Genomic DNA, 25,579 nt, shown 5'->3' on the forward strand with positions numbered 1-25,579 from the left:
GCAAAACGCTGGGGAAGAAGCCGATGGGAGGAGTTCTGGAGGGCGTGCGCGTGCTCGATTTCGGGCGCTATATCGCCGGGCCCTATTGCGCCACCCTGCTGGCGGAGTTCGGGGCCGAGGTCATCCGCGTCGAGAAGCGCGACGGCAGCGAGGACCGTTTCGTGGCGCCGGTGGGTGAAGGCGGTGAGGGCGCGCTGTTTCTCCAGGTCAATCGCAACAAGAAGTGCATCACGCTCGATCCGATGAAGGCCGAAGGGCAGGAGGTGATGCGCCGCCTGGTCGCGACCGCGGACGTCGTGGTCGCCAATCTGCCGCCGCAGACGTTACGTGCGATGAAGCTTGACTACGAGTCCCTGAAGGCGATCAAGCCGGACATCATCCTCACCACGGCCACCGCGTTCGGCGGGCCGGGTCCCTGGTCCGACCGCGTCGGCTTCGATGGCGTCGGGCAGGTGATGTCGGGCGCGGTCTACATGACGGGCGCGGGCGATCCGCCGTACCGGGCCGCGGTGAACTGGGTCGATTTCGGCACCGCGCTGCACTGCGCGTTCGGCACGCTGGCCGCCCTGATCGAGCGCGGCAAATCCGGACGCGGGCAGATCGTCGAGGGCGCGCTGCTTGCAACCGCTTTGTCCTTCACCAATGCGACACTGATCGAGCAGGCCGTCATCAACGTCAACCGCGTACCCACCGGCAATCTCGGCCAGACCGCGGCTCCCGCCGACATCTACCGCACCAGGGACGGCTGGGTGCTGTGCCAGGTGACGGGGCATCCGCTGTTCAAGCGCTGGGCCAGGCTGATGGGCGAGGAGGCGTTTTGGCTGAACGATCCGCGCTTCGCCGACGATATCAGCCGCGGCAACAACGGGCGCATCATCAGCGAGCGGATGGCGCGCTGGTGCGCCGAGCGCACCACGCAGGAGGCCGTCGATGCGCTGGGCCAGGCCATGATTCCGACCGGCCCCGTGCTCTCACCGCAGCAGGCGCTGGATCATCCGCACATCCGCGCCGCCGGCTTCATGCAGGACGTCGATTATCCGGGCCTGCCGAAGCAGGCACCGGTCGCGCGCGCCGCGGTGCGCCTGTCGGAAACGCCGGGCGAAATCGTGAACCGCCCGCCGACGCTCGGCGAGCACACCGATGTCGTTCTGACGGAGCTCGGCTATGACGAGGCCGCGATCGCCGCGCTTCGGCAAGGCGGCATCATCTAGCGTCACAGCAGCTGCTTCAGCGCCAGCGCATCGGCCGGCGCTGCGCTCTTCTGGTCGTTGTCGAAATAGACGTAGACGTCGCAGCCCTGCCGCTTCCAGGACTTGATGCGCTTCGCCCATTGCCCCAGCGTGGCCTTGGTGTAGTGGCCGTGATAGCGCCCGCCGGGCCCGTGTCCGCGCACATAGACGAAATCCGCCGTGCGCTTCCACGGCGCCGGCGCATCGTGATGGTCGGACAGGCACAGCGAGATGTTCTCGTCGGCCAGCATCCGCAGGATGCGCGGCTGATACCAGCTCGGATGGCGAAACTCGAAACTGTAACGCCGCTTTCGCGACAACAGCTTGAAGAAGGAGGCGAGCCGGTCCGCGTTGGCCTCGAATTGCGGCGGCAGCTGGAACAGGATCGGGCCGGCCTTGCCGCCGAGCCGCGAGATGCGGTCCTCCAGCAGCTCGAGGCTGTTGACGGAGCGGTCCGACAGCCGCTTCCAGTGCGTGATGAACTTGGAGGCCTTCCAGGCGAACACGAAGTCGCGGCCGGTCTGCTCGCGCCAGCCCTTCACCGCCTCCGGCGTCGGCGTGCGGTAGAATACTCCGTTCAGCTCCGTGGTGTCGAACTGCCCGGCATAGTAGCGCAGCTGCTGCTTCAGCGTCACGCCCTCGGGAAAGAACGGGCCCCGCCAGGAGGCGTAGTGCCAGCCGGAGGTTCCGATCAGAACGCGCGCCATCGATCTGCCATCCGTTGGGCGCAGCGGGAGGCCGCGCCTTGTTGGAGGCAACGTTCGTGCGCGAGATATGTTGCTGTCGGCGTGGCGGGCGCGCGTGGATCAGTTCGAGGCCAGCGCCGCCTTGGCGACCTCAGCCATCCAGCTCGACGCCACGGGCAGGATCTCATCGTTGAAATCGTAGCGCGGCCCGTGCAGCTCTGCGCCGTCGCGCAACGCGCCATTGCCGATCCAGACGAAGGCGCCCGGCCGCTGCTGCAGATAATGGGCAAAATCCTCGCCGGCCATGCTCGGCGCGAGGTCGCGCCGCACCGGCGCCTGCACCTTCTCCGCAGCGATGCGCGCGAGCTCCGCTTCGGCCGGCGAGTTGATCACGACGCCCACACCCCAGACGATCTCGGGCGTGACCTTGACGCCGAAGCTGGTCGCAATCCCCGCGCAGGTGCGCTCGATGCCGTCGAGGATGGTGTCCTTGACCGCCTCGCGATGGTAGCGCAGCGTGCCGCGGATGGTGACGCGCCCGGCGATCTGGTTCGGCGCGGTGCCGCCTTCGATCGTGCACAGCGACAGCACGGCAGTGTCGAGCGGATCGACGCTGCGCGATGCGATCGATTGCAGCGCCACGATCAAATGCCCCGCCGCCACCACCGGGTCGCGCGTCAGATGCGGCATGCCGGCATGTCCGGCATGGCCCTCGATGGTGATGGTGATGCGCCCGCCGGAGGCCATGACGACGCCGTCGTGCACCGCGATGGTGCCGGCGGCAAGGCCCGGCCAGTTGTGGAAGCCGAACACCCGCTCCATCGGAAAGCGGTCGAACAGCCCGGCCGCGACCATCGCGCGCGAGCCGCCAAAGCCCTCCTCCGCAGGCTGGAAGATGAAATCGACCGTGCCGCTCCAGCTGGTATCGGTGGCGAGCACCGCGGCCGCGCCCAGCAGCGCGGCGGTGTGGCCGTCATGGCCGCAGGCATGCATCACGCCGGGCGTCTTTGAGGCATAGGGCAGGCCGGTGTCCTCGGTGATCGGCAGCGCATCCATGTCGGCGCGCAGGCCGACCCGGCTTCGTGCGTGGCCCCGCGTCAACGTCGCGACGATGCCGTGCCCGCCAATACCAGCCTCGAAGGGAATGTCGAGTTCGCTGAGCCTGTCCTGCACGAAGGCGGCGGTGGCTTTTTCCTGGAGCGACAGCTCCGGGTGGGCGTGGAGGTGCCGACGCCATTCGGTCAGTTTCTGGTGCAACTCGGGTGTCAAGGCAACGCTCTCTCGCAAGGTGTCGGTTGTCGACACCATAACGGATTATCCGCGCCATGCATCACGCGCCTTGGAATGCCTCGCGTGCAGATCGGCGATCGCGGGGGCACCAACAGTGCCGAAGTGCTCCACTTCACCTCTCCCGCTTGCGGGAGAGGCCGGGAGAGGGCTGGATCGTCATTGGGAGTCTCACTGCGGAGACACCCTCTCCCCAACCCTCTCCCGCAAGCGGGAGAGGGGGCGCACCTCGCTTGTTGTCGCATCTCTCTAAGCCATCAGCTTCGCCAGCCCCGCCCAGTCGAAGTTGATGCCGTGGCCGGGCCTATCAGGCGCGAGCGCCTTACCATCCTGCAGCACCAGCGGATGCTCGATATATTTGTCGAGCCCGAAGCCGTGCGCCTCCAGATAGGAGCGGTTCGGGCAGGCCGCGAGCAGATGCACGGTGATGTCGTGCGCGCCGTGGCTGGTGACGGGCAGGTTGAACGCTTCCGCCAGCCGGGCGATCTTCATGAAGGTGCTGACGCCACCGCAATTGGTGACGTCGGGCTCGGGATAGGACACCGCGCCTGATGCGATGTAGTTCTTGAACTCCCACAGCGAGCGCAGATTCTCGCCTGCCGCGATCGGCACGCCGCCGGCCTGCATGATGCGCACGTGTCCCGCGACGTCGTCGGGGATGATCGGCTCCTCGAGCCAGGTGAGGTCATAGGGAACGAATGCGCGGGCGGCCCGGATCGCTTCCTCGACCGTCCATTTCATGTTCGCGTCCACCATCAGCGGAAAGCCGTCGCCGAGATGCTGTCGCATCGCGGAGACCTTCGCGACGTCGGATTTCAGGTCGGGCCGGCCGACCTTCATCTTGATGGCGCGAAAGCCCTTGGCGAGATTGCCGTCGGTCTGCTTGAGCAGTGCATCGACGGAGAGATCGAGGTCGATGCCGCCGGCATAGCACGGCACGCCCGCATCGAAGCCGCCGAGCAGGCGGAACAGCGGCAGCTTGGCGCGCCGCGCCTTCAGGTCCCACAGCGCGATGTCGAGCGCGGAGAGCGCCAGCACCGTCGGCCCGCCGCGGCCGCCATAATGCAGCGCCCACCAGACATGATGCCAGATCGCTTCGGTGTCGTCGGCCTCGCGCCCTTCGACCAGCGGCGCAATCTCGCGTGCAAGGATATCCGCAGTCGCGCCGCCATTGCGCCCGACCGTGTAGGTGTAGCCGACGCCCTCGGCACCGTCGGCATCGCGAATGCGGCAGGTGATCAGCTCGAACGCCGCGATCTCGCCATGGGTGGAGTCGGACAGCGTGACGGGGAGGGGAATCCGGTAGAGTCCGGTCTCGGTTTTCGCGATGCGTGCCATGTTTTCTCCCGGCTTTTCTTGTTCGTAGGGCGGGTTACGCCTTCGCCTAACCCAGCCTGCGAACTCCGGGTGAACCAACTCATCGCATCGTCGCGAGTTGCACCGCCAGCGCGCAGGCGCGGTCATATTCGTCGAGATTGATCCATTCGTCGACCGTGTGCGCCTCGTTCTGCCCTGCGCCGAAGGTCACGGTCGGAATGCCGTGGCGGACCATCCAGTTGGCATCTAAGCCGCCATTGGCCGTGCGCACGTTCGGCGTGCCGCCGACCGCGGACACGGCCTCGACCGCGCGCTTGATCACGGGCTGGCTGTCCTTCATGCGGAACGGATAATAGTCGGTCTCGGCCTTGAACTTGACCTTGCCGGACTTGCCTTGCGCATTCGTGACTTTCTTGGCCGCCTTCTCGAACGCGGCCTTGTAGGCCTTCGTGATCTCCTTGAAGAACTTGCCGTCATGGCTGCGGCTTTCGCCGCGCACATGCACGTAGTCGGTGACGACATTGGTGGCATCGCCCGCCGGGCGGCCCTCGCCGCCGGTGACCGGGCCGACATTGCTGGTGCCCTGCCGCTTGCCCTTCACCACCTTGCCGAACCAGCCGCCGGCCTTCACGTCCGCAAGCGCCAGCGCCATGATCATGGTCGAGGAGATTCCGCGCTCCGGCGCGACGCCGGCATGCGAAGCGCGGCCGAAGATCTCGACGCTCCAGCGGTCGGCGCCGACTGCGCCGATGACGACATTGGAGGCGGCGCCACCGTCATAGTTGAACGCCATCACCGGCGAGCCGAGCTCGTCGAGCTTGACGTGGCGCGCGCCATAGAGCCCGCTTTCCTCGCGCACGCAGAACAGCAGCGTGATCGGCGGGTGATCGAGCTTCTGCCTGGCGAGCTCGGCGGCCAGCGTCACCAGCACGCCGCACCCGCAGCGGTTGTCGCCGCCGAGCGCGGTCCTGGCTTCGTTGACGATCTTGCGTCCCGATTTCTTCGGCTTCGCTCCGGCGCAGAGCGGCACGGTGTCCATGTGGGTCATGAACATGATGCGCGGCTGGTTGTGCAGCGCGCCGCGGCCGGGCAGGTCGACGATGAGGTTGCCGGTCTCGGTCGGCACCGGAATGCGAGTGTTGGCATCGTCAAGCCGGATCGCCTTCGCCGGCACGCCGGCCTCCTTCAGTGCGGCGGCAAGCTCGCGCCCGATCGCCGCCTCCTGTCCGGTCACGCCCTCGACGGCGAGGAAGCGCATGAGACGGTCGGTGGCGGCCTTGGTGTCGACGGGCATGAGTGATTCCTTTGGCGAGCGGGGCGCGTCATCCTATGGGCTTGGCGAGGTGTAAGCCAAGAAGATCAGCACGCCGAGCGCCAGCATGGCAGCCATGAACAGCAGCACCGCCGGCAAGCCCGCGAGCGCCGCCACCGCGCCGGTGACCGACTGCATCAGCGCCGCGCCGAGGAAGAAGGCGAGGTTGACAGCCGCGAGGGCCTTGCCCGCGACTTGCGCGTCCACCAGCTGCCTGGACATGCCGAACAGCAGCGGCTGGGCGGAGGTCGCAAGTCCGATCAGCACGAACAGCACGAGGTCGTATTGCGGCGGCATCACGGGCAGGCCGAACAGCGTGGAGACCGCATAATGCGGCGCGCCCAGCGCCATCAGCGCCAGCAGCACCGCCCCGGCCATATGCGAGCCCGCCACCAGCGCGCGGCGGCGGCCGAGCCTGCGGTCGATCATGCCGATGCACAGGGGGCCCGCGATCATCGCCAGCGTGAACGCGCCGAGCTGGTTGCCGGCCTCGACCCGCGAGAGTCCCTTGACGTCCATCAGCCACGGCCCGCCCCACAGGCCGCGCAGCACCAGCGAGGTCGCCAGCGACACCAGCGCCAGCGCGATCAGCCCGCGCAAGGGCCGCGAGAGGCCGAGCCTGAGCACTTCGATCATCTGCGTCAGCGGCGAGGACTCGTCCTTGTGCTCGGCCGGCTGGTGTGGGACCAGCGCGAACACCGCGAGCGCCACCGCGATTCCGCCGATCGCGGACATCCAGAATCCGGCGCGCCAGCCGTAGGCGTCCACCACGAAAGCGAGCGGGCTCGACGACAGCAGCATGCCGATATTGCCGATCGAGAGGATCGCGCCCGACCACAGCCCGAACCGGGCCGCCGACAATTGCTTGGCCGCCAGCGTCATCGGGCACATCAGCATGCCCGAGGTGGCAACGCCCAGCAGCAGCTGCCCGACGGCAAAGCTTTCCGGCCCTGTCGCAAACCCCGACGCGACCGCGCCGAACACGGTCCCCGCGAGCAGGCTCAGCGACACCGGCCGCACGCCAAACCGGTCCATCGCCGCCCCGACCGGAATCTGCGCCGCCGCAAAGGCGAAAGGATAAATCGAGGTGAGGCTGGCGAGGGCCTGCGGCTCGATATGGAAATCCGCCGCCATCAGGTCGAGGCTCACGGCCGGAATGGTGCGCAGCAAGGTCGAGAGCATGTGCCCGCAGGCGAGCGCCACCAGCGCGAAGATCAGCGCGCGGGTGGTCGTGCCCGCGTCGTTGGCGGCTTTGGTCATGAGCGTTCCGTCCCGAGCAGGTTTTGGATGGGGTTACATGATGGCGAGGCGGGCGCCAATGGTGGGAGCGGGACCCCCTCATTCCGATTTGTGGGCCTCTCGGGATCGCCGCATGAAAGACCAGATTCGGGCAGCCGGCGATCAGCTCGTGAGGCGGCTCGCCGAGAGCGGACAAGGAGCATTCCTGCTTCGCTCCGGGATCGGCTCGGCCGGTGTCTGGTTGCGCCGCTATTGTGCTGCGACGACAGGGAGGTGAGGCCTTCCGGCCGGCGGACGATAGGAACAAAAAAGACATATCGCGCTTACCTCGGTCAGGAGGCCTGCTCATGCTGTGCTCGAGACCGCCGCGGCCCATTCGCACGACGCTCGATCTTGCAAATGCGGAGCAGGTAAAGTCCGTCCGAAGACGGCTTCGCATCTCCGATACGGATTTGGCCAGGATCGTTGACAAGATCGGTAATTCTCTGGCCGCCATAGAAAAGGAAGTGGAGCTCGAAAGGCTGGCCATTCAGCAGTGTAATGCCAAGAACGCGCCCGCGAGCCCCGAATAGATTCAACTCATTCTCTTAAGGAGAATTGCAATGAACGGCCTGATTTATCTCGTAGGACTAGTCGTTGTGATCGCGGCCATTCTTTCGTTCTTTGGCTTGCGATGACCGTCTCCGTTCTGCACGCTGACGCACCGCCGATCAGGTGAAGCAGTCTGCGATTCGCGAGCCGCAGATGGTTGATGCGCACCAGGTCAACACCATCATCGCAACGACGGTTTGCGCCTTCTTCAAGGAACATCCCGACGCTAAGATCGGAATTGAAGAAGCGAAGCTGCTGGCGAAGCAGATCGCTGATGCGCTGAACGAGGCCGGGCTGCAGATTGCTGCCGTCGATCCTGAGAGCTCGACGCGCTAGCTCTGCCGCGGGCGATCGGATGATTTATCTCGATCAAGTCGCCGCGTCGCTTCTCCGCCGTCAGCCTGACTTGATTTCGGCCAACAGCTTCTGCGTCTCGCCCAGCAACTCGCGTATGGCGCACCGTTCCGCAATCCCATCCTGGGCGAACACGCCGTGCTTCCGCGCATTCTGATTCCCTATTGGCGCGCCTGATCTCCACGCGCCGCCGTGCATACGGCAGCGGGGGCTGCCGTGCACCGCCGGCGCGCGGCAGGCGGTGCCGTTGCGCGTCGCGGCCCCGCAGCGTGGGCTTGCCATCATCGCGCCGGTGTTGCGGATGTGATTGCCGCTCACGGGACATTGCCCCGGCTGGCGAGGGTCTGTTCGCGCTCGCCGGCTTGGGACGGGATCTGTCCCACCTCCGTTGCGGTGCCGGGCTCGCCCACGATCAGATGCGCATGCTGAGTGACGTTGCCCATGATTGCGCTGCCGCCATCCTGCACCGACAAATTCTGCACCGTGATCGGACGCTCGCCGTTGCCGCGGTGGCGGTTGAGGGCCTCCATCTGGGCAGCGAAGGTGCGTGCCAGCCGGGTCAATGTGCGGGTGATGCCTTCCTGCTGCGAGAGGTCTTCGGTGCAGGCGAGGCGGCAGGCGGCGCGCATTGTGGCAACGTGAACGGACACCATCTGCGCCACCAGCATGGCTTCGAGCGAATCCCTCGGCGCGATGCTCTTCATCATCGAGATCATGAAGGCAAGATTGGGTTCGTCGGGCTTCTGCAGGACCACGCTGGCCTTCATCAGCTGCCTCAGGATGCCGTGCAGCGCGTCGTGATCGACGGCGCCGAGCGCGTCGGCCAGCAGGCGCTCGCCGGCCTGCGCGTCGGGATGCTGGATCTCGATGCGCCGCCGGCTGAGCTTGATCCGCGGGCTTGGACTGCTGCCCTTCCATTTGGTGACGGGCGTTGTGCTGTTGCGTGTCAGGGCTGTCGTCATGTCGAAATGTCCTTGGGCCCACGGCAGGCGCGAGGGGACTCGCTGGGCGAGGCCGACCCGCGCAGCTGCCCTGCGGCGGCTGCGATTTTCAGATGTCGATGAAGGGCTTGTGCGCGATCGGAGCGAGGCGCCATGGCCGGGCAGGCCAGGTTGCTCACGGCTCTCGCGATGATGCCATTATGCCCCTGTTTTGCCCGACGAGTCAAAATACATTTCGTAACATCCGAATATCGTTTCCCCAGCGCAAGTCCTTGTTTCGACAGGGGCCGTCTACTGTGCATGGGGTTGTTTTCGCATTTTTTGTTTAGAAGGGGCGCGCACGTGCCGTGCGGCGGAATGCCGGCGCCCGAACGCGATTGCGAAATCCGGCGTGGCCGCTATTCATGATCCTCGAATGCGTCGCACCAACAAACATGCACAAGCGGCGCTGTGAGGCCTGGGAGAGAACGAATGCAACGAACGGTCCGCCTGCTGGCAGCCATCGCCGGATTGTGCGCTTCTGCGCTGTCGACGCAGGCCCTGGCTCAGAAATACCCGGTGCGGCCGGTCAAGGTCATGGTCGGCTTCAGCGCGGGCGGCCCGGTCGATGTGGTCGCGCGCATCATCGGCGATCGCCTCGGCAGCAAGCTCGGACAGCCCTTCGTGGTCGAGAACCGCGCCGGCGCCAACGGCATGATCGCCGCCGAAGGCGTCGCGCGCGCGGACGCGGACGGCTACACGATGCTGGCCTGCAATTCGTCCACGATCACGCTCAACAAGACGCTGTTCAAGGACGTCCGCTATGACCCGCAGGGAGACTTCGCGCCGCTGACGACCGTCGTCTCGGCGCCGCTCGTGCTCGTCGTCAATCCCGAGAATCCCAAGACGGCCAACATCAAGACCGTCGCCGATCTCGTCGCCGCGGCAAAGGCCGCGCCCGGGGCGCTCGCCTACGGTTCGGGCGGCAACGGCAATCTCGCCCATCTCGCCATGGAGCTGCTCGGCCAGAAGGCCGGCATCAAGATGATCCACGTGCCCTATCGCGGCGGTTCGGCCGCCGAGGTCGGTATCCTCGCGCAGGAGGTGCTGGCGGTGTTCGATCCCCTCTCCGCCGTGCCGCTGGTGAAGGCCGGCAAGTTGCGCGCGCTGGCGGTATCGTCGGCCGAGCGGTTGCCGGCGCTGCCCGACGTGCCCACCGTCGCGGAAGCCGGCTATCCCGGCTTCGACATCTCGTTCTGGGTCGGCTTCTTCTTGCCGAAGGCGACGCCCGCGCCGATCCTGGAGACGCTGCACCGGGAGATCGTCACTGCCGCCCAGGATCCCGCGGTCGCGGAGAAGCTCGGCTCGCAGGGCGTCGTCAGCGTGCTCAGCCCGGCCGACTACGCCGCGAAGATCGCGAAGGAGACGAAGGAACTCGCCGAGGTCGTCGCGGCCGCGAACATCAAAGCGGAGTAGGGCTCGCTCGAATTCGAGCCTGATCGCGCCGCGGGATCTTTCGCCTCTCCCGCAAGCGGGAGCGGCGTCGCTAAGGCCTATTCGCTGCCGGCCAGCTGCGCCAGCCGGTCAAGCAGCGGACGTTGTCCAGCGTTGATCTTCTGCTGCGCCGCTTCGAGCGTGAACCATGCGGCGCGGTCGACCTCCGGGAACGTCTGCCGTTTGCCGCTGCGAGGCGGCCATTCCATCTCGAACGTGTTGCTGCGAATGCTGGCCGTGTCGATGTCGAGCTCGGCCGCGAACGCGGTGACGACCTTTCCGCCGCGTTGCTTGACCTGACCCAGCGCGGTCAGCGGCACCGTCACCTCGAGGCCGAGCTCCTCGGCAAACTCCCGTCGCGCGGCGGCTTCCGCATCTTCCGCGTCCGCATACTCGCCCTTCGGAATCGACCACGCACCGAGATCCTTGTTGCGCCAGAACGGGCCCCCGGGATGAACGAGGAGAACCTCGATCTCCCCGCGCTTCCGATAGGCGATGATCCCCGCACTCTTCGATGGCATCTCAGGTTCCGCAAGAAAGGGGCGCGGCCTTCGCCCGGGAAGAAGAACCGAGCGTTTGGCGCATCGAGCCCCGTGAACATCGGGTGATCGAGTAGCCGCACGCCGGTCGGAGGCCGCTCCATCGAGCGGCTTGTCCATCTTCATATCAGATCGCAGAGCGTTCCCGAGCGGCGATGCGAACGGCGCGCGCTTTTGCGCTCTTTCCGGCGGCACGTGCCGCGATCTGGCTGCGTGCCTTGCGGTGGACCGTGGCATTCTTCCGCAGCAGGGTTGCGAACCGCTTGCGCGCCCGGCTCGTCGCCACCCGGGTGGCGAGTTGCTCGGCCTTGCGAATGATGTCCGCGACCGAAGGCGTCAGGTTGACCGGCACCCAGGCGACGTCCTTGGCCTTGGAGAGACTGCCGATGCCTTCACACGGCGCCTCGCGCGGCAGGTCGATGCGGATCGCAAGCGCCTCGGAGCGTTCGATCCAGTCTTCGGCTTTGGTGCCGGTGATGATCCGGACATAGTCGCGCGTCTCGCGCGGCAGCTCGCTCTCCCTGGCAAGCCATTTCTGGATGCGGCCGGGACCTGCGTTGTAGGCGGCGGCAGCAAGGCCGAGATTGCCGAAATCGTCGCGAAGCTTGCGCAGGAATTTTGCCGATGCCGGCAGCGCCTTCATGGGATCGAAGGGATCGTCGAGTCCGACCTCGGCGGCTGTCCCCGGCATGAACTGCGCGACGCCCTGCGCGCCAGCATGGCTGACCTCGTTGGACTTGAAGCGGCTCTCCTGCCAGAGCAGGCGGGCGAAGAAGGGCACCGGAATGCCGCTGGACTCGGCGGCTTCACGAAGCGCGTGACAGAATTGTTCGGTCGGTGAATCCGGCGCCTGTACCGCCGGCTCGACGGAGCGCGGCGGCTCGATCACCTGCTCATAGGCAGCGTGCGCGTTCGTAAGCTCGATGGCCTGCACGCTGGCGACGAAGAGCTCGACCACCGGAACAAGTCGTGAGGCATGATTGTTCTGAAGAATGGTGCTGTGGAACGGTGATGCTTGCCGGGATGACGACGGATCGAGGTCGCACATCAGAATCAGGAATGCGGCGCAAGCCGCGACGACAAATCGCATTTGCGGAGACAACCTCGAACTGTGGGATGAATGGTCGGCGATGCGCCGGCGACAGGGAGTTCTTAACCGTCCGATTGCGGCAAAGCTGCGATCTCGCCGGTTCCTTCGGTGTTAGTACGGTGTTCCCGAAGTGAAACTCTCCGCGGCCCTCGGGCCGCTTGCGAGTGGGATGCGCGATGACGATGCGATCGATGCTTGGCGTGGTGTTCTCGCTGTGGCTCATCGGCCCGGCGTTCGCAGGCAATCTCGATCCGGTTGCGGTGAATGACGCTGTGCGTCCTGCGAAACCGCCGGCCACCGACAAGCTCAATCCGGCGGTGGTGAAGCTTCAGGTCCTGCTCGATCGCGCGCAATTCTCGCCCGGCGAGATTGACGGCAAGTTCGGCGAGAATGCGCAGAAGGCGCTCAAGGCATTCGCGGAGCTGAACGGCATCGCATCCGACAAGGCCATAGCGCCGGAGCTCTGGGACAAGCTGACAGCGGCGAGCGAGGGTCCCATCGTCGCCGACTACAGGATCGTCGACGCCGACGTAAGAGGCCCGTTCCTGAAGGAGTTGCCGGGCAAGCTCGAGGACATGAAATCGCTGAAGGCGCTGAGCTACACCAGCCCTCTCGAAGGACTTGCCGAGAAATTCCACATGAGCGCGGATCTGCTCAAGGCGCTCAACCCGGGCAAGGCCTTCGACAGGGCAGGAGAGACGATCGTCGTTGCCAACGTTCAGGCACGGAGAGAGCTGCCGCGCCTGGCCCGGCTCGAGGTCGACAAGAAGAGCGGGACGTTGAAGGCGTTCGACGCAAGCGGCGCTCTGCTGGCGTTCTATCCGGCGTCAGTCGGCAGCCCGGATCGTCCGACGCCGAGCGGCACGCTCAAGGTGACCAGCGCACACGAGAATCCGACCTATCGCTACAATCCCGACTACAAGTTCAGGAGCGTCAAATCCAAACGGCCGTTCGACATCGAGCCGGGTCCGAACAATCCCGTCGGAGCATACTGGATCGGCCTGTCGGCGCAGGGCTATGGCATCCACGGAACGGCAGAGCCCGACAAGGTCGGCAAGTCGGCGTCTCACGGCTGCGTCAGGCTGACCAATTGGGACGCGCGTGCGATCGGCGAGAACGTCAAGCGCGGCACCCCCGTCGTCTTCCTCGACGCGCCGACGGATACTTCCGCGAAGCAGCAGGGCGGGCCCGCGGCGAAGCGGGCCTCGAACTAGTCCTTGGGGAAATCCTTGCGCATCGCGATCTCGGCGGCATCGCCGGGCGACAGCACGGTCTGGTCGAACGCCGGTTGCGGCGTCGTCATGATGTCGTAGAGCGAGATGCCCTTGATCGGCTTGCCCATGAGCTCGCGGACGCATTCGGCGAGCGTGCCGTTGTAGACGAGATAGGGCGGGCCCCGATCCTTCAGCCTCTCGCCCTTCAGCGACGGCCACTTCTTCAATTCGGCCGGCGCGTCATAGGCGATCGGCGATTCCTCTTTGAACATGCATATGGTCCCGGCGACTTGGATTGCCGGGAATCCTAGAGCCGCCGGGGGTAAACACCCGTTAAAGAATTAGTTCAAATCAGCCGGCAACGAAGGCGAGCAGGGTGCCGTTGGCCTTGGCCGGCGGCACGCAGATCGCATCGCCGCTTCGGACAGCGGCTGAACCCAGCGCCTTCCCGGTTGCCGCGAGATCGCCGCTGACCAGCACGAGCGCGGCGCCGCCGCGCTCGGAGAGACCGGTCAGCGGCACGCCGGGATAGCGTTTGCCGAGCTGGTCCAGCGTCAGATAGACGAAGTCGGCGCGATCGCCGCCGGAAGGTACGGTGACCGCGCCGTCCGCCTCAGTTTTCGGCGCGCGATCGATGAGCCCGCCGAGATGCGCGGCTTCCTGCGCCGGCTCGGGCGTTGCGATCAGCGTCTGCTTGATCCGCCTCGCCGCATTGGCGTGCTGCATCAGTTCGGGAATCCACACGGTCTCGCGCGTCTTGTGCTGGCACGCGAAGATGCGGACTCCGCCGGGCGCTTCCGCAGTCGGCCACATGAAGGTGCGGAATTTCGCTGCCGAGACCGTGCCGTCAGGCAGCGTCACCGGCCGTTCGAAATCGGTCGGGCCGATCGGCGTCAGGCCACGTGCGCGGATCTCCTCCGCGCCGGCGGCGGAATCGACCGCAGTGAACGCGATGCGCTCGATGCCCTCTCCCTGCTTGTCGAGGAACGCGCGCGCCGGCGCGTTCTGCTCGGTCGCGGCGAGCACGCCCAGCAGCTCCATGTAGTCGGGATCGAACATGATGGTGTAGTTGCCGGTGCCCATATGCACGCTGTGAGTGCCGCGCGGCGACACCGTGAAGCCGAGCTGCCGGTAGTTCTCGGCGGCCTTGTCGAGGTCCTTCACCATGACCACGGCGTGGTCGATACCGATGACGTTCTTGAGGGCCACTGTTCTTTCCCCGATTGCAAACTGATCTTGCGCCGCGCGCCGGCGGCCACGGCTCCTGTCTACGCCGGTTAGGCGGTCAAGTCATTTTCAATTCAGCAGGGCAAGCGGAAATTCATTCCGCCGAATGGTCTGGCCGCGCAAGACGGCGCGTCAGCGCGCCTGCGCGATATAGGCGGCGAGGACGGCGCGCTCCTCGCTGGTCATCTCGGTGATGTTGCCCGGCGGCATCGCGTTCGACCAGGCCGCGACACGGCCGATCAGGCGGATGTTGCGATGGATGTGCTCGGGCGCGTCGAGCAGGATGCCCTTCGGGGCGGTCACGATGCCGGCCCACACCGGCTCGGCTGCGTGGCACATGCTGCAGCGGGACTTGACGATCTCCTCGACATTGGCGAGCGTCGGCTGTGCGGGCAGCGCGCCGGTCTTGACCTCGCGCGGGCCGGCGGCGGAGAGGAATAAGATCGCGACCACGCCGATTGCCGCGACGCCCCACACCCACCACGGCGATTTGCGCCCCGCGTGTCGTTCGTTGAAGAAGTGGCGGATCACCGGCCCCAGCGCCAGGATGATCGCGACGATGATCCAGTTGAAGCGCGTGGCGTAGAGCAGAGGGTAGTGGTTGCTGATCATCAGCACGACCACGGGAAGCGTCAGATAGTTGTTGTGGACCGAACGCTCCTTGCTCGCCTTGCCGAGCTTTGGGTCGGGGGCCTGGCCCGCGATCAGGCTGGCGACGATCTCCTTCTGGTTCGGGATGATCAGCGCGAAGACGTTGGCCACCATGATGGTGCCGATGATCGCGCCGATCTGGTTGAAGGCGCCGCGGCCGCTCAGCACGTGGGTGAAGGCGTAAGTCAGTGCGACCAGGAACAGATAGCCGCCGATGGCGAAGGGCAATTCGTGCTGCGCAAGCCCGCTGCGACAGGCGGCTTCATAAAGCAGCCACGCCAGCGCGAGGCTGCAGAAGCTGAACAGCCCGGCCTGCAATGGCGTGATGTCGAGGATCGCCTTGTCGACCAGGAACAGGTCGGCCTCGAGATAATACACCACCACCATCAGCGCGAAGCCGGACAGCCAGGTGGTGTAAGCCTCCCATTTGAACCAGGTCAGCTCGTCCGGCATTCGGCTTGGGGCCACCAGATACTTCATGATCCGGTAGAAGCCGCCGCCATGAACCTGCCAGGCCTCGCCCTGCACGCCATCAGGCAGGTCGCCCGTCAGGTTGCTCCTGGGCTTGAGGCTGAGGTCGAGGGCGATGAAATAGAAGGAACTTCCGATCCAGGCGATCGCCGCCACGACGTGGAGCCAGCGCAGCAGCAGGCTCGCCCATTCCGATATCACGGATCCCCACATGATCTTCCCATCAGTCGCGACGGCGATGTCGCAGCTTTCATGACCGCAGCCGCACCCTTACAATGTGTCGCATCTATCTGCGGTGTTTTCCAGTACGGTGGGTGCACCGGATGCATATCGTGCGGGCATGAGCTGACGTCGAATGCGGCGGGTGTTTGACCTGCCGCAGAACGTTCGCGGATGAACGGCGTTGACGCCCTGTAGGTACAGGTGGGGAGAAGGCGACGTGAAGAACAGGATTTCGTTCATGGCAATATCCGCGGGGCTGCTGGTCGCGGTTGCGGCCGGCGCGCAGGCCGAGCCGGTGTTGCAGGGCAAGGACGCCTATGGCGACTGGCGGGCCGACAAGCCCGGCACGGTCAGGCTGATCCGGCCCCAGGATCTGGTCAGGCCCGGCGCCACGCGGTCGGTTGCGAGCTCGTCGCGCGTGGTGCCGCGTCCGCCGGAGGCGGCGCTCCAGGTGCCGGCCGGCTTCAGGATCGAGCTGTTCGCCGAAGGCCTGCGCGCGCCGCGCATCATACGCGTGGCGCCGAACGGCGACGTCTTCGTCGCGGAGACACGGGCCGGTAACATCCGCGTGTTGCGCGCCGGGGAGGGCGACAAGGTCTCGACCAACGAGGTGTTCGCCAGCGGACTGCGGCAGCCGTTCGGCATCGCCTTCTTTCCGAACGGCGACAATCCGCAATGGGTCTATGTCGCCAACACCGACGGCGTCGTCCGCTTTCCCTACCAGGCCGGCGATCTCAAGGCGCGCGGCAAGGCGGAGACGATCGTGGCAAGCCTGCCGCATGACGGCGGCCATTCCACGCGCGACATCGCCTTCACGCTCGACAACAAGCGCATGCTGGTCTCGGTCGGTTCGCTCAGCAACGTCGCCGAAGGCATGGGCACGCCGCCGGGCGGATTGGAGGCGTGGTCGAAGGCGCAGCCGCTTGGCGCGGCCTGGGCGAGCGAGACCGAGCGCGCCACCGTGCTGGCCTTCAATCCTGACGGCAAGGAGAGGAAGATCTACGCCACCGGCCTCCGCAACTGCGTCGGCCTCGCAATCCAGCCGCAGACCGGTCTGCCCTGGTGCTCGACCAACGAGCGCGACGGCCTCGGCGACGACCTCGTCCCCGACTACGTGACCAGTGTGAAGGAGGGCGCGTTCTACGGCTGGCCCTGGTTCTATGTCGGCAGCAATGAAGACCCGCGCCATGCCGGCGCGCGGCCGGACCTGAAGGACAAGGTGACGGTGCCCGACGTGCTCATCCAGCCGCACTCGGCCTCGCTCGGCATGACCTTCTACCAGGGCACGCAGTTTCCGAGCGACTATCAAGGCGACGCCTTCGCCGCCGAGCACGGCTCCTGGAACCGCTCGAAGCGCACCGGCTACAAGGTGATCCGCATCAAGATGAAGGATGGCAAGCCGACCGGCGAATACGAGGATCTCGTCACGGGGTTTGTGGTGAGCGACACAGAGGTGTGGGGCCGTCCGGTCGGTGTCGCCGTGGCGAAGGATGGATCGCTGCTGGTGTCGGAGGATGGGAATGGCACGATCTGGCGGGTGACATATTCGCGGTGAGCGAACATGCTTCGCCTCTCCCCGCAAGGGCAGGGCAATCGCATATGGCATCACTCGCGAGCCGAGCGCGCGCCTCGTCCTTCGAGACGACCGCTTCGCGGTCTCCTCAGGATGAGGCTAGGTGGCATCGGTGCCCGCTGAAACTGCTGCCGCGCACTCGGTCCTCATCCTGAGGGCCCGCCAAAGGCGGGCGTCTCGAAGGATGGCCGCAGGGAAAAGCTCTCATCTGCGATAGCCCTGCCGCAGGCGGGGGAGGGAGAAGTGAGACCTACCCCCGCCGCACGCTCGCGCCGCCGTCCACCGGCAGCGTCACGCCGGTAATGAAGTTCGCCTCGTCGGACGCCAGAAACAGCGCGGCGTTGGCGACGTCCCATCCGGTGCCCATCTTCCTGCGCAGCGGCACCTTGCTGTCGCGTTCGGCTTCGACCTCGGCGCGGGTCTTGTGCCATTCGCGGGCGCGGGTGTCGACGGCCATCGGCGTGTTCATCAGGCCGGGCAGGATGACGTTGGCGCGGATGCCGTATTCCGCGTTCTGATAGGCGAGCTGTTCGGTGAAGGCGATCATCGCGGATTTGGTGGCCTTGTAGGCGACATAAGGATACGTCGTGATCGCGGCCATCGAGGAGATGTTGATGATGGCGCCGCTTCGTTGAGCGCGCATGATCGGGATCACTTCCTTCGCGGCGAGTATGCAGCTCTTCAGATTGATGGCGACGACGCGGTCGAACGCCTCCTCGGTCAGTTGCAGCAGCTCGGCGTCGCCGCCGGACAGGCTGACGCCGACATTGTTGTGCAGCACGTCGATCCGGCCCTAGCGCGATTGCGCGTCGGCCACCATCGCCTTGATGTCGGCAGCCTTGGTCACGTCGGCCTTGAAGGCCGCGGCGGTGCCAAGTTTCGCAGTGATCATCGCCACCGTTTCCTGCGCCGACTCCAGATGATGGTCGACGCACAAGACCTTCGCGCCCTCGCGCGCGAAGGTGAGCGCGGTGGCGCGGCCGTTGCCCATGCCTTCGCCGGGACTTTGCCCGGCCCCGACGACGATCGCGACCTTGTCCTTCAAGCGCATCTCAGTTCACTCCCCGGCACGGGCACCATTCGTCCCATTATTTTCGTGCAGATTAGCAATCGCCCCGACCGGAGAGAAGGGCGTGGCTCCTGCGTGCATGTCATTGACATCACATGGAATTGCATGTCGCCGCCGGCCCGTCGCGCATGACTGAGCCTTGCAGGGCAGGAACCGTTCCGAGGTCGCAACGTTTGCTGCCGGAGCCTTTCCCGCGCTAGGCTCGGTCCAGGGGCTCCCAACCGCCAGTGGCTTGTCGATGAATCTGCTCGATCCGCAAGGGCCCGTGGCTGCGGGCAACACCACCATCCTGGTCGATTCCGTCTTCATCATGCTCGTGATCGTGGTGCCCACCATCATCGCGATCCTCGGCTTTGCTTTCTGGTTTCGCGCCTCGAATCCGAGAGCGCGCTACCAGCCTGGCTTCGTCTATTCCGGCCGCGTCGAAATGGTGGTGTGGTCGATCCCTGCACTCACGGTCATCCTGCTCGGCGGTGTCGCCTGGATCGGTTCGCACCAGCTCGATCCGGCGGCGCCCGTGCCGGGCACCGGGAGCCCGGTACGGATCCAGGCCGTGTCGCTCGACTGGAAATGGCTGTTCATCTATCCGGACCAGCGCATCGCCACCATCAACACGTTGACGGTGCCCGCGGGCGCCGAGCTGAGTTTCCAGCTGACATCGTCGAGCGTGATGAACACGTTCTTCATCCCGCAGCTTGGCAGCATGATCTACACCATGAACGGCATGGTGACGAAGCTCAACCTGCGCGCCGACAATGAAGGCAAGCTCCAGGGCCTGTCCGCGCATTTCTCCGGCGACGGTTTCCCCGACATGATGTTCGACGTCAACGTCGTCTCGCCGCTCGCCTTTCCGGAATGGGTGGCGAATACCGCGAAGACGGACGCGGTGCTGAACGCGGACAGTTACAAGAAGCTGATGCAGCAGGGCATCGAGAAGGGCCGACCCGTCTATCGCCTGGACGATCCACGGCTGTTCGACCTGATCGCGACCCAGCACATTCCGCCGGGGCCGGGGCCGGAGCTCGCATCCGAAGCAGGCCGGGCGCACAGTGGAGGCCATGATGCTCGGTAAGCTCGATTGGTCGGCCATTCCGTTCGATCAGCCGATTCCGCTCGTCGCCGGCGCGCTGGTGCTGGTCGCCATCCTCGGCGTCCTGACGTGGGTCGTGGTGAAGGGACATCTGCCCTATCTCTGGAGCGAATGGATCACCAGCGTCGATCACAAGCGCATCGGCGTCATGTACATCCTGCTCGCCTCGGTGATGCTGCTGCGCGGCGGCAGCGATGCCATCATGATGCGGATCCAGCAGGCGGTCGCCTATCAGTCGCAGGGCTATCTGCCGCCGGAGCACTACAACCAGATCTTCTCCGCGCACGGCACCATCATGATCTTCTTCGTGGCGATGCCGTTCGTGATCGGGCTGATGAACCTCGTCGTGCCGCTCCAGCTCGGCGTGCGCGACGTCGCATTCCCGACGCTCAATTCGGTCGGCTTCTGGCTGACCGCGACCGGCGCACTGCTGGTCAACGTCTCGCTCGTGGTCGGGGAGTTCGCGCGCACCGGCTGGCTTGCCTTTCCGCCGCTGTCGGGGCTGGCCTACTCGCCCGGTGTCGGCGTCGACTATTACGCCTGGTCGTTGCAGATCTCCGGCGTCGGGACGCTGGTCGCCGGTATCAATCTCGTCACGACCGTGCTGAAGCTGCGCACGAAGGGCATGAACTATCTGCGCATGCCGATGTTCTGCTGGACCACGCTGGCCTCGAACCTTCTCATCGTCGCGGCCTTTCCGATCCTCACCGCCACGCTCGCGATGCTCTTGCTCGACCGTTACCTCGGCTTCCACTTCTTCACGAACGAGGCCGGCGGCAACGTCATGATGTTCATGAACCTGATCTGGGCCTGGGGCCATCCCGAGGTCTACATCCTGGTGCTGCCAGCGTTCGGCATCTTCTCGGAGGTGGTCTCGACCTTCTCCGGCAAGGCGCTGTTCGGCTATCGCTCCATGGTGCTCGCGACCATGGCAATCTGCGTCGTCTCGTTCATGGTCTGGCTGCACCACTTTTTTACGATGGGGGCGGGGCCTGACGTCAATGCCATCTTCGGCATCGCCAGCATGATCATTGCGATACCGACCGGCGTGAAGATCTACAACTGGCTGTTCACGATGTATGGCGGCCGCATCCGTTTTGCGACGCCGATGTTGTGGTCGGTCGGCTTCATGGTCACCTTCATCATCGGCGGATTGACCGGCGTCCTCGTCGCGGTGCCGCCGGCCGACTTCATGCTCCACAACAGCATGTTCCTGGTCGCGCACTTCCACAACGTCATCATCGGTGGCGTGCTGTTCGGCGCCTTCGCCGGCTTCGAATACTGGTTTCCGAAGGCGTTCGGTTTCCGCCTCGACGAGCGCTGGGGCAAGGCCGCGTTCTGGTTCACCTTCCTCGGCTTCTACGTCACCTTCATGCCGCTCTACATCGCCGGCATGCTCGGCATGACCCGTCGCCTGCAGCACTACGACGTCGCGGCCTGGCGGCCCTGGATGATCGTTGCAGCGTTCGGCATGGTCGTGCTGACCATCGGCGTGATCTGCCAGATCGTGCAGCTCGCAGTCAGCATCCGCAATCGCGAGGCGTTGCGCGATCGCACCGGCGATCCCTGGGACGGGCGCTCGCTGGAATGGGCGACCTCGTCGCCGCCGCCGGTATTCAACTTCGCCTTCAATCCCGATGTGCGCGGCGAGGACGCCTATTGGGAGATGAAGGTCCACGCCCGGCAGCAATCGCTCGAGCACGAACAGCCCGAATATCAGGACATCGAGATGCCCCGCAATTCGCCGACCGGCTTCGTCTGCGCGTTCTTCGCCACCATCATGGGCTTCGCGCTGATCTGGCACATCTGGTGGATGGTCATCCTGGGCGGCATCGGCGCGCTCGCGACCTTCGTCGTGTTCGCCTGGCGCGACCATGACGAGTACGTCATTCCTGCCGAGGAGGTCGCCCGGATCGACCGCATCAACGTCGAGGAGCGGCGCGGCCTCGTCAGCATGGCGGGAGCGGTCTGATGGCGATGACCGCGACGGCCGACCACGCCCGGGCCGATCCCCATCACATCGGCGTCGTCATCGAGCACCCCGGGCCAGCGCCGAAGCGGATCGTGACCGCCTACGGCTTCTGGATCTTCCTGCTCTCCGACATCGTGATGTTCTCCTGCTTCTTCGCGGCCTATGCGGTGCTGTCCGGCCAGACTGCCGGCGGCCCGAAGGGCTCGGAGATTTTTGAGCAGAAGACCGTCGCGATCGAGACGGTCTGCCTGCTGCTGTCGAGCTTCACCTGCGGCATGGCCAGCATCGCTGCCGATGTGCGCAACCGGTTCTGGTTCTATCTCGCCATGACCATGACCTGCGTGCTCGGGCTGATATTCCTCATGCTCGAGTTCCGCGAATTTGCCGATCTCATCGCCCGCGGCTACGGCCCGTCGCGAAGTGCGTTTCTGACCGCGTTCTTCTCGCTGGTCGGCTGCCACGGCCTGCACGTTTCCGCCGGCGTCCTGTGGCTTCTCACCATGATGGCCCAGGTGTTCGCAAAGGGCTTTCGCGCCGACATATTGCGCCGGATGATGTGCTTTGCGCTGTTCTGGCATGCGCTCGACATCATCTGGGTCGCGGTGTTCTCGGTCGTTTACCTGCTCGGGAGTGCGCCATGAGTGAGCAGACGCATGGGATGGTCAAACACGACCTCGCACCGGGCGAGGAAGAGCAGCATGGTGTCGGCGCAAGGATCCTCGGTTACGTCGTCGGGCTGGTGCTCGCGCTGCTGCTTACGGCGACCTCGTTCTTCATCGCCGGCACCGATCTGGTCTGGCAGCCCTCGATTCCGGTCGCGCTGATCGTGCTTGCGATCGCACAGATGGGTGTGCATCTCGTGTTTTTCCTGCACATCACCACGGGGCCCGACAACACCAACAACGTGCTGGCGCTCGCCTTCGGCCTGCTGGTCGTCTTCCTCGTGGTGGGCGGGACGGTCTGGATCATGGCGCATCTCAACGCGAACATGCCGCCGATGGACCAGATCATGCGGATGCAGTGATCACGCGCAACGATCGTAGAAGGCGTCACGGTGCATCGGGAGCGCTGGCGTTGCCGCGTCGTCGTCGCTCGTTCCGGGCACGGCGCCTCGGCTTGCACGGCGGCGCACAGAAAAGAACGGCCGCTTGCTCGTGACAAGCGGCCAAGTCTAGGGAGGAAACGCCCGAGCAAAGACAATCGGGCCGGAGCCGGATTGTTGCCAAGGAAACGCTCGCGCAAGGCGCTCGCGTACGCATACACATGCAGCAACTGCCGATGAAGTGCAATTCCGGATCAATACGGAGCCGGAATACTACTCACGGGTGCGGAACCCGCCCATTCATTTTGGCCGGCGGCAATTATAGGCCTTGCGGAAGCCGGCGGCCTGGGCGTCGTCCTCCGAGCAGAACCAGCGGTCGGGTCTGGTGGTCGCGGGATAGCTCGGGCAGCCGCGCAGATGATAGATGCCGATATTGCCGGTGACGCGGGCGCGCACCGCAAGCTTGCCCTTGATGCTGCAGCTGGGCGGCATCGTCAGTTCCTCCGGGAACAGCACGGCGCGAATCTCCTTGTCGCGGTCGGGCCGGCAGGCTGCGCCCAGGAGTGTGCCGTCCTTCTTGCCGGCACGAAAATCTTGCGGTGCAACAAAACAGCCCTTCCAGATCCCGGCGGCGGCTGTCTTGGCTTCGGCCGCGGCGGGCTTGACGTTGGCCTTGATCGGCTCCCGGGCGACGGCAAAGCCGAGCCTGACCAGCTGTTCGTTCAAGGTCGACTTGTCGCCCTCGGCCGTGCAGAGCGCCCGGTGTCGCTTGCCGAAGCTCTTTTCCGGACCGACGTCGTCGCAGCGCACCACGCGTCCCTTGATCAGCTTCGTGAGCTGATCGCGGGCCTCGATGCCGCAGGTCCAGGCATCGGCGTGATCGTCGATGCAGACCTGGTCCAGCTCGGGCGCATCGACGCCGTCCAGCCGATACGTCACGTCGCCAAGCTGGATGGAGTTGCCGTCGCGGGCCGTCGCAGCGCCGGTCAGCGCCGAGGCAGGGGAGGAGGTGCCCAGAAATCCGGACAAGGCGAAAAACGAAATGAGCGCAAAAGCGCGGGCGCTGGCAAAGTAATTTCGGAAGGACATACGGTCTCGCTATCGATGGCTCGTGCGTCTCGTTCCTAGCATCGGGATGTGGCGATACCAATGGTCTGCACCCTGCGAAGTGCGACATTCCGGCCGCGCGGCTTTACTCGGCCGTCGCTCCGACCCTATCGTTCGCCGGCCTCGCCCTAGCGCGAAAGGCCGAATCGCCCGGGAAGCGGCGAGGGGGAGGAAAAGCTTGCGATGAAAGACCCCGTGGACGTCCTGATCATCGGCGCCGGCGCGTCCGGCGCGGCGGTGGCGTGGTCGCTGGCCGAGACCAAGATGCACATCCTCTGCCTGGAGCAGGGCGGCTGGATGAATCCGGCGGAATATCCCAGCACCGGCCGGGATTGGGAGGCCAAATTCTACGGCGAATGGTCGTCGAGCCCCAATGTCCGCGGCCGGCCCGAGGACTACCCGATCAACGACGACAACTCCCCGATCAAGGTCGTCAATTACAATGCGGTCGGCGGCTCGACCGTGATGTACACCGCGCATTGGCCGCGGCTGCACCCCTCCGACTTCAAGGTGAAGACGCTCGACGGCGTCGCCGACGACTGGCCGATCGACTACGACGCGCTGACCCCGTTCTTCGAAGAGAACGACCGCATGATGGGGACGTCCGGCCTGTCTGGCGATCCGTTGTCGCCGCTGACGCATCCGCCGATGCCGCAACAGCCGCTCGGATTGTCCGGCGCCATCATCGGCAAGGCCATGAACAAGCTCGGCTGGCACTGGTGGCCGTCCGACACGACGGTCGCGACCATGGACTATGAGGGCCGGGCACGCTGCATCAATCTCGGCCATTGCACGCCGGCCTGCGCGCAAGGCGCAAAGTCCTCCACCGACATCACCTACTGGCCGCATGCGGTCCGCGCCGGCGTCGAGCTGCGCACCCATTGCCGCGTGCGGGAGATCAGCACCGACGAGAACGGCATGGCTTCGGGGGTCGTCTACTACGACAAGGACGGCGTCGAGCAGTTTCAGCCCGCGCATGTCGTCATCATCGCCTGCAACGGCGTGGGCACGCCGCGCCTGCTTTTGAACTCGGCCTCGGGGCGCTTTCCGAACGGGCTTGCAAATTCGTCCGGCCTCGTCGGCAAGAACCTGATGTTCCATCCCTATGCTCAAATCTACGGATTTGTGAAGGAGCCGACCGACAGCAATCGCGCGCCGCCGACCTGCCTGTGGAGCAAGGAGTTTTACGACACTGACCTGTCGCGCGGCTTCGTGCGCGGCTACGGCATCCAGTTCGGCCGCGGCGCGGGGCCGGTGTTCGAGGCGGTCGCGAGCGAGCAAAAGGGCATTCTGCCATGGGGCGCCGACCATCATCGCGTATTCCGTAAGCTCAACGGTCATCGGCTCGCGGTGTCGGCAATCTGCGAGGATCTACCCGAGGAGCACAACCGCGTCACGCTCGATCCCGTGCTGAAGGACAGCCACGGCATCCCCGCGCCGAAGGTCGACTATACGATCAGCGAGAACAGCCGGAAAATGATGGAGCACGGGCTGGCACGCGGCAGGGAGATTCTCGAGACCGCCGGCGCGACCGACATCTGCATCAACAATCCGATCCCCTGGGGCGGCTGGCATCTGCTCGGCACCGCGCGGATGGGCACCGACCCCGAGCGTTCCGTGGTCAACGAATGGGGCCGCGCGCACGATGTGAAGAACCTCTTCATCGTCGACGGCAGCATCTTCGTCACCTCGGGCGGCGTGAACCCGACGTCGACCATCCAGGCCCTCGCGCTCTACATCGCCGACCAGATGAAGCAGCGCCTCGCCAATTTGTTCGATTGAGAATGATGATGTTCAGACCCAGCCACGCGCTCGGTGCACCTCTCCCGCTTGCGGGAGAGGTCGGCACGTCCGGGCGATGCGAAGCATCGTCCCGCGTGCCG

23 protein-coding genes and 1 pseudogene are annotated in these 25,579 nt (G+C 65.4%); 10 read left to right on the forward strand and 14 right to left on the reverse strand.

The genetic code is table 11. The features are described 5' to 3' along the window. Window positions 1-23 precede the first annotated feature (23 nt). On the forward strand, window positions 24-1,211 hold the full coding sequence (locus FJV43_RS27005; RefSeq protein WP_239622069.1) for a CoA transferase: 1,188 nt from the start codon (window positions 24-26) through the stop codon (window positions 1,209-1,211). Between the two features lie 2 nt (window positions 1,212-1,213). Here the strand turns inward: FJV43_RS27005 and FJV43_RS27010 are convergent, their stop codons facing one another. The 5 genes from FJV43_RS27010 to FJV43_RS27030 form a co-directional block, all read right to left on the reverse strand. After that, entirely contained in the window at window positions 1,214-1,936 is a 723-nt protein-coding gene (locus FJV43_RS27010) for a DUF72 domain-containing protein (protein ID WP_239622070.1), read from the reverse strand. Window positions 1,937-2,035: 99 nt separating this feature from the next. Next, window positions 2,036-3,184 (reverse strand): amidohydrolase, encoded by a 1,149-nt coding sequence (locus FJV43_RS27015; RefSeq protein ID WP_345946206.1) that lies wholly within the window; start codon window positions 3,182-3,184, stop codon window positions 2,036-2,038. Window positions 3,185-3,451: 267 nt separating this feature from the next. Next, on the reverse strand, window positions 3,452-4,540 hold the full coding sequence (locus FJV43_RS27020; RefSeq protein WP_239622072.1) for a mandelate racemase/muconate lactonizing enzyme family protein: 1,089 nt from the start codon (window positions 4,538-4,540) through the stop codon (window positions 3,452-3,454). 79 nt (window positions 4,541-4,619) lie between these two features. After that, window positions 4,620-5,813 carry a M20/M25/M40 family metallo-hydrolase gene (locus tag FJV43_RS27025; RefSeq protein ID WP_061878321.1) on the reverse strand — a complete coding sequence of 398 codons (1,194 nt, stop codon included), beginning with the start codon at window positions 5,811-5,813 and terminating at the stop codon, window positions 4,620-4,622. A gap of 33 nt (window positions 5,814-5,846) precedes the next feature. Beyond that, window positions 5,847-7,091 carry an MFS transporter gene (locus FJV43_RS27030; RefSeq protein WP_239622073.1) on the reverse strand — a complete coding sequence of 415 codons (1,245 nt, stop codon included), beginning with the start codon at window positions 7,089-7,091 and terminating at the stop codon, window positions 5,847-5,849. Between the two features lie 723 nt (window positions 7,092-7,814). On the opposite strand from FJV43_RS27030, the gene FJV43_RS27035 reads away from it, so the two are divergent. Then, entirely contained in the window at window positions 7,815-7,997 is a 183-nt protein-coding gene (locus tag FJV43_RS27035) for a hypothetical protein (protein WP_239622074.1), read from the forward strand. 60 nt (window positions 7,998-8,057) lie between these two features. Here the strand turns inward: FJV43_RS27035 and FJV43_RS27040 are convergent, their stop codons facing one another. Together FJV43_RS27040 and FJV43_RS27045 are read right to left on the reverse strand one after the other, a co-directional pair. Beyond that, window positions 8,058-8,333: an HGGxSTG domain-containing protein gene (locus tag FJV43_RS27040; protein WP_239622075.1), complete on the reverse strand. Its 276-nt coding sequence runs from the start codon at window positions 8,331-8,333 to the stop codon at window positions 8,058-8,060. Continuing rightward, on the reverse strand, window positions 8,330-8,977 hold the full coding sequence (locus FJV43_RS27045; RefSeq protein ID WP_239622076.1) for a hypothetical protein: 648 nt from the start codon (window positions 8,975-8,977) through the stop codon (window positions 8,330-8,332). The genes FJV43_RS27040 and FJV43_RS27045 overlap by 4 nt, the downstream gene beginning before the upstream one ends. 450 nt (window positions 8,978-9,427) lie before the next feature. Between FJV43_RS27045 and FJV43_RS27050 the strand changes: the two genes are divergently transcribed. Further along, window positions 9,428-10,411, forward strand: coding sequence for a tripartite tricarboxylate transporter substrate binding protein (locus FJV43_RS27050; protein WP_239622077.1), 984 nt, complete (start codon window positions 9,428-9,430; stop codon window positions 10,409-10,411). A gap of 77 nt (window positions 10,412-10,488) precedes the next feature. Here FJV43_RS27050 and FJV43_RS27055 read toward each other — a convergent pair whose 3' ends face one another. Together FJV43_RS27055 and FJV43_RS27060 are read right to left on the reverse strand one after the other, a co-directional pair. Further along, window positions 10,489-10,950 carry an NUDIX domain-containing protein gene (locus FJV43_RS27055; RefSeq protein ID WP_239629620.1) on the reverse strand — a complete coding sequence of 154 codons (462 nt, stop codon included), beginning with the start codon at window positions 10,948-10,950 and terminating at the stop codon, window positions 10,489-10,491. A 145-nt stretch (window positions 10,951-11,095) separates the two neighbouring features. Next, window positions 11,096-12,058 (reverse strand): lytic transglycosylase domain-containing protein, encoded by a 963-nt coding sequence (locus FJV43_RS27060; protein WP_239622078.1) that lies wholly within the window; start codon window positions 12,056-12,058, stop codon window positions 11,096-11,098. A 182-nt stretch (window positions 12,059-12,240) separates the two neighbouring features. Between FJV43_RS27060 and FJV43_RS27065 the strand changes: the two genes are divergently transcribed. Then, entirely contained in the window at window positions 12,241-13,272 is a 1,032-nt protein-coding gene (locus FJV43_RS27065) for a L,D-transpeptidase family protein (RefSeq protein WP_239629622.1), read from the forward strand. Here the strand turns inward: FJV43_RS27065 and FJV43_RS27070 are convergent. From FJV43_RS27070 to FJV43_RS27080, 3 genes are all read right to left on the reverse strand, one after another. Continuing rightward, on the reverse strand, window positions 13,269-13,544 hold the full coding sequence (locus tag FJV43_RS27070; protein ID WP_239622079.1) for a hypothetical protein: 276 nt from the start codon (window positions 13,542-13,544) through the stop codon (window positions 13,269-13,271). The genes FJV43_RS27065 and FJV43_RS27070 overlap by 4 nt on opposite strands. Before the next feature lie 79 nt (window positions 13,545-13,623). Then, complete coding sequence (locus FJV43_RS27075; RefSeq protein ID WP_239622080.1) at window positions 13,624-14,481, reverse strand: VOC family protein; 858 nt, start codon at window positions 14,479-14,481, stop codon at window positions 13,624-13,626. Window positions 14,482-14,631: 150 nt separating this feature from the next. Next, window positions 14,632-15,834, reverse strand: a complete 1,203-nt coding sequence (locus tag FJV43_RS27080) for a urate hydroxylase PuuD (protein WP_239622081.1) — start codon at window positions 15,832-15,834, stop codon at window positions 14,632-14,634. A gap of 247 nt (window positions 15,835-16,081) precedes the next feature. Between FJV43_RS27080 and FJV43_RS27085 the strand changes: the two genes are divergently transcribed. After that, window positions 16,082-17,398 (forward strand): sorbosone dehydrogenase family protein, encoded by a 1,317-nt coding sequence (locus FJV43_RS27085; RefSeq protein WP_239622082.1) that lies wholly within the window; start codon window positions 16,082-16,084, stop codon window positions 17,396-17,398. A 268-nt stretch (window positions 17,399-17,666) separates the two neighbouring features. On the opposite strand, the pseudogene FJV43_RS27090 reads toward FJV43_RS27085, so the two are convergent. Beyond that, window positions 17,667-18,467 (reverse strand): annotated as a pseudogene (locus tag FJV43_RS27090) (SDR family NAD(P)-dependent oxidoreductase). Between the two features lie 256 nt (window positions 18,468-18,723). On the opposite strand from FJV43_RS27090, the gene FJV43_RS27095 reads away from it, so the two are divergent. Genes FJV43_RS27095 through cyoD form a run of 4 tightly spaced genes read left to right on the forward strand, consistent with a single transcriptional unit; the run spans window position 18,724 to window position 22,571 of the window. Then, the gene (locus tag FJV43_RS27095) at window positions 18,724-19,557 is read left to right on the forward strand and encodes a cytochrome ubiquinol oxidase subunit II (protein ID WP_239622083.1); all 834 of its coding nucleotides are present in this window, start codon (window positions 18,724-18,726) and stop codon (window positions 19,555-19,557) included. Further along, window positions 19,547-21,547 (forward strand): cytochrome o ubiquinol oxidase subunit I, encoded by a 2,001-nt coding sequence (gene cyoB / locus FJV43_RS27100; RefSeq protein ID WP_239629624.1) that lies wholly within the window; start codon window positions 19,547-19,549, stop codon window positions 21,545-21,547. The genes FJV43_RS27095 and cyoB overlap by 11 nt, the downstream gene beginning before the upstream one ends. After that, on the forward strand, window positions 21,547-22,188 hold the full coding sequence (locus FJV43_RS27105) for a cytochrome (ubi)quinol oxidase subunit III (RefSeq protein ID WP_239622084.1): 642 nt from the start codon (window positions 21,547-21,549) through the stop codon (window positions 22,186-22,188). The genes cyoB and FJV43_RS27105 overlap by 1 nt, the downstream gene beginning before the upstream one ends. After that, window positions 22,185-22,571 (forward strand): cytochrome o ubiquinol oxidase subunit IV, encoded by a 387-nt coding sequence (gene cyoD / locus FJV43_RS27110; RefSeq protein WP_239622085.1) that lies wholly within the window; start codon window positions 22,185-22,187, stop codon window positions 22,569-22,571. The genes FJV43_RS27105 and cyoD overlap by 4 nt, the downstream gene beginning before the upstream one ends. Before the next feature lie 318 nt (window positions 22,572-22,889). On the opposite strand, the gene FJV43_RS27115 is transcribed toward cyoD, so the two are convergent. Then, the gene (locus FJV43_RS27115; protein WP_239622086.1) at window positions 22,890-23,678 is read right to left on the reverse strand and encodes a thermonuclease family protein; all 789 of its coding nucleotides are present in this window, start codon (window positions 23,676-23,678) and stop codon (window positions 22,890-22,892) included. A gap of 201 nt (window positions 23,679-23,879) precedes the next feature. Between FJV43_RS27115 and FJV43_RS27120 the strand changes: the two genes are divergently transcribed. Continuing rightward, complete coding sequence (locus FJV43_RS27120; RefSeq protein WP_239622087.1) at window positions 23,880-25,478, forward strand: GMC family oxidoreductase; 1,599 nt, start codon at window positions 23,880-23,882, stop codon at window positions 25,476-25,478. Window positions 25,479-25,579: the final 101 nt, after the last annotated feature.

This window comes from Bradyrhizobium sp. I71, assembly GCF_022354745.1.
Taxonomy (GTDB): Bacteria; Pseudomonadota; Alphaproteobacteria; order Rhizobiales; family Xanthobacteraceae; genus Bradyrhizobium; species Bradyrhizobium liaoningense.

Excerpts from the sequence above, each read along its gene's own strand:
- FJV43_RS27070 (WP_239622079.1), bottom strand. The coding sequence starts at position 13,544 with ATGTTCAAAGAGGAATCGCCGATCGCCTATGACGCGCCGGCCGAATTG.
- FJV43_RS27035 (WP_239622074.1), top strand. The coding sequence starts at position 7,815 with ATGGTTGATGCGCACCAGGTCAACACCATCATCGCAACGACGGTTTGC.
- FJV43_RS27055 (WP_239629620.1), bottom strand. The coding sequence starts at position 10,950 with ATGCCATCGAAGAGTGCGGGGATCATCGCCTATCGGAAGCGCGGGGAG.
- FJV43_RS27005 (WP_239622069.1), top strand. The coding sequence starts at position 24 with ATGGGAGGAGTTCTGGAGGGCGTGCGCGTGCTCGATTTCGGGCGCTAT.
- FJV43_RS27010 (WP_239622070.1), bottom strand. The coding sequence starts at position 1,936 with ATGGCGCGCGTTCTGATCGGAACCTCCGGCTGGCACTACGCCTCCTGG.
- FJV43_RS27095 (WP_239622083.1), top strand. The coding sequence starts at position 18,724 with ATGAATCTGCTCGATCCGCAAGGGCCCGTGGCTGCGGGCAACACCACC.
- FJV43_RS27065 (WP_239629622.1), top strand. The coding sequence starts at position 12,241 with ATGCGATCGATGCTTGGCGTGGTGTTCTCGCTGTGGCTCATCGGCCCG.
- FJV43_RS27115 (WP_239622086.1), bottom strand. The coding sequence starts at position 23,678 with ATGTCCTTCCGAAATTACTTTGCCAGCGCCCGCGCTTTTGCGCTCATT.
- FJV43_RS27080 (WP_239622081.1), bottom strand. The coding sequence starts at position 15,834 with ATGTGGGGATCCGTGATATCGGAATGGGCGAGCCTGCTGCTGCGCTGG.
- FJV43_RS27045 (WP_239622076.1), bottom strand. The coding sequence starts at position 8,977 with ATGACGACAGCCCTGACACGCAACAGCACAACGCCCGTCACCAAATGG.
- FJV43_RS27085 (WP_239622082.1), top strand. The coding sequence starts at position 16,082 with ATGGCAATATCCGCGGGGCTGCTGGTCGCGGTTGCGGCCGGCGCGCAG.
- cyoB (WP_239629624.1), top strand. The coding sequence starts at position 19,547 with ATGCTCGGTAAGCTCGATTGGTCGGCCATTCCGTTCGATCAGCCGATT.
- FJV43_RS27120 (WP_239622087.1), top strand. The coding sequence starts at position 23,880 with ATGAAAGACCCCGTGGACGTCCTGATCATCGGCGCCGGCGCGTCCGGC.
- FJV43_RS27025 (WP_061878321.1), bottom strand. The coding sequence starts at position 5,813 with ATGCCCGTCGACACCAAGGCCGCCACCGACCGTCTCATGCGCTTCCTC.
- FJV43_RS27030 (WP_239622073.1), bottom strand. The coding sequence starts at position 7,091 with ATGACCAAAGCCGCCAACGACGCGGGCACGACCACCCGCGCGCTGATC.
- FJV43_RS27105 (WP_239622084.1), top strand. The coding sequence starts at position 21,547 with ATGGCGATGACCGCGACGGCCGACCACGCCCGGGCCGATCCCCATCAC.
- FJV43_RS27050 (WP_239622077.1), top strand. The coding sequence starts at position 9,428 with ATGCAACGAACGGTCCGCCTGCTGGCAGCCATCGCCGGATTGTGCGCT.
- cyoD (WP_239622085.1), top strand. The coding sequence starts at position 22,185 with ATGAGTGAGCAGACGCATGGGATGGTCAAACACGACCTCGCACCGGGC.
- FJV43_RS27020 (WP_239622072.1), bottom strand. The coding sequence starts at position 4,540 with ATGGCACGCATCGCGAAAACCGAGACCGGACTCTACCGGATTCCCCTC.
- FJV43_RS27060 (WP_239622078.1), bottom strand. The coding sequence starts at position 12,058 with ATGCGATTTGTCGTCGCGGCTTGCGCCGCATTCCTGATTCTGATGTGC.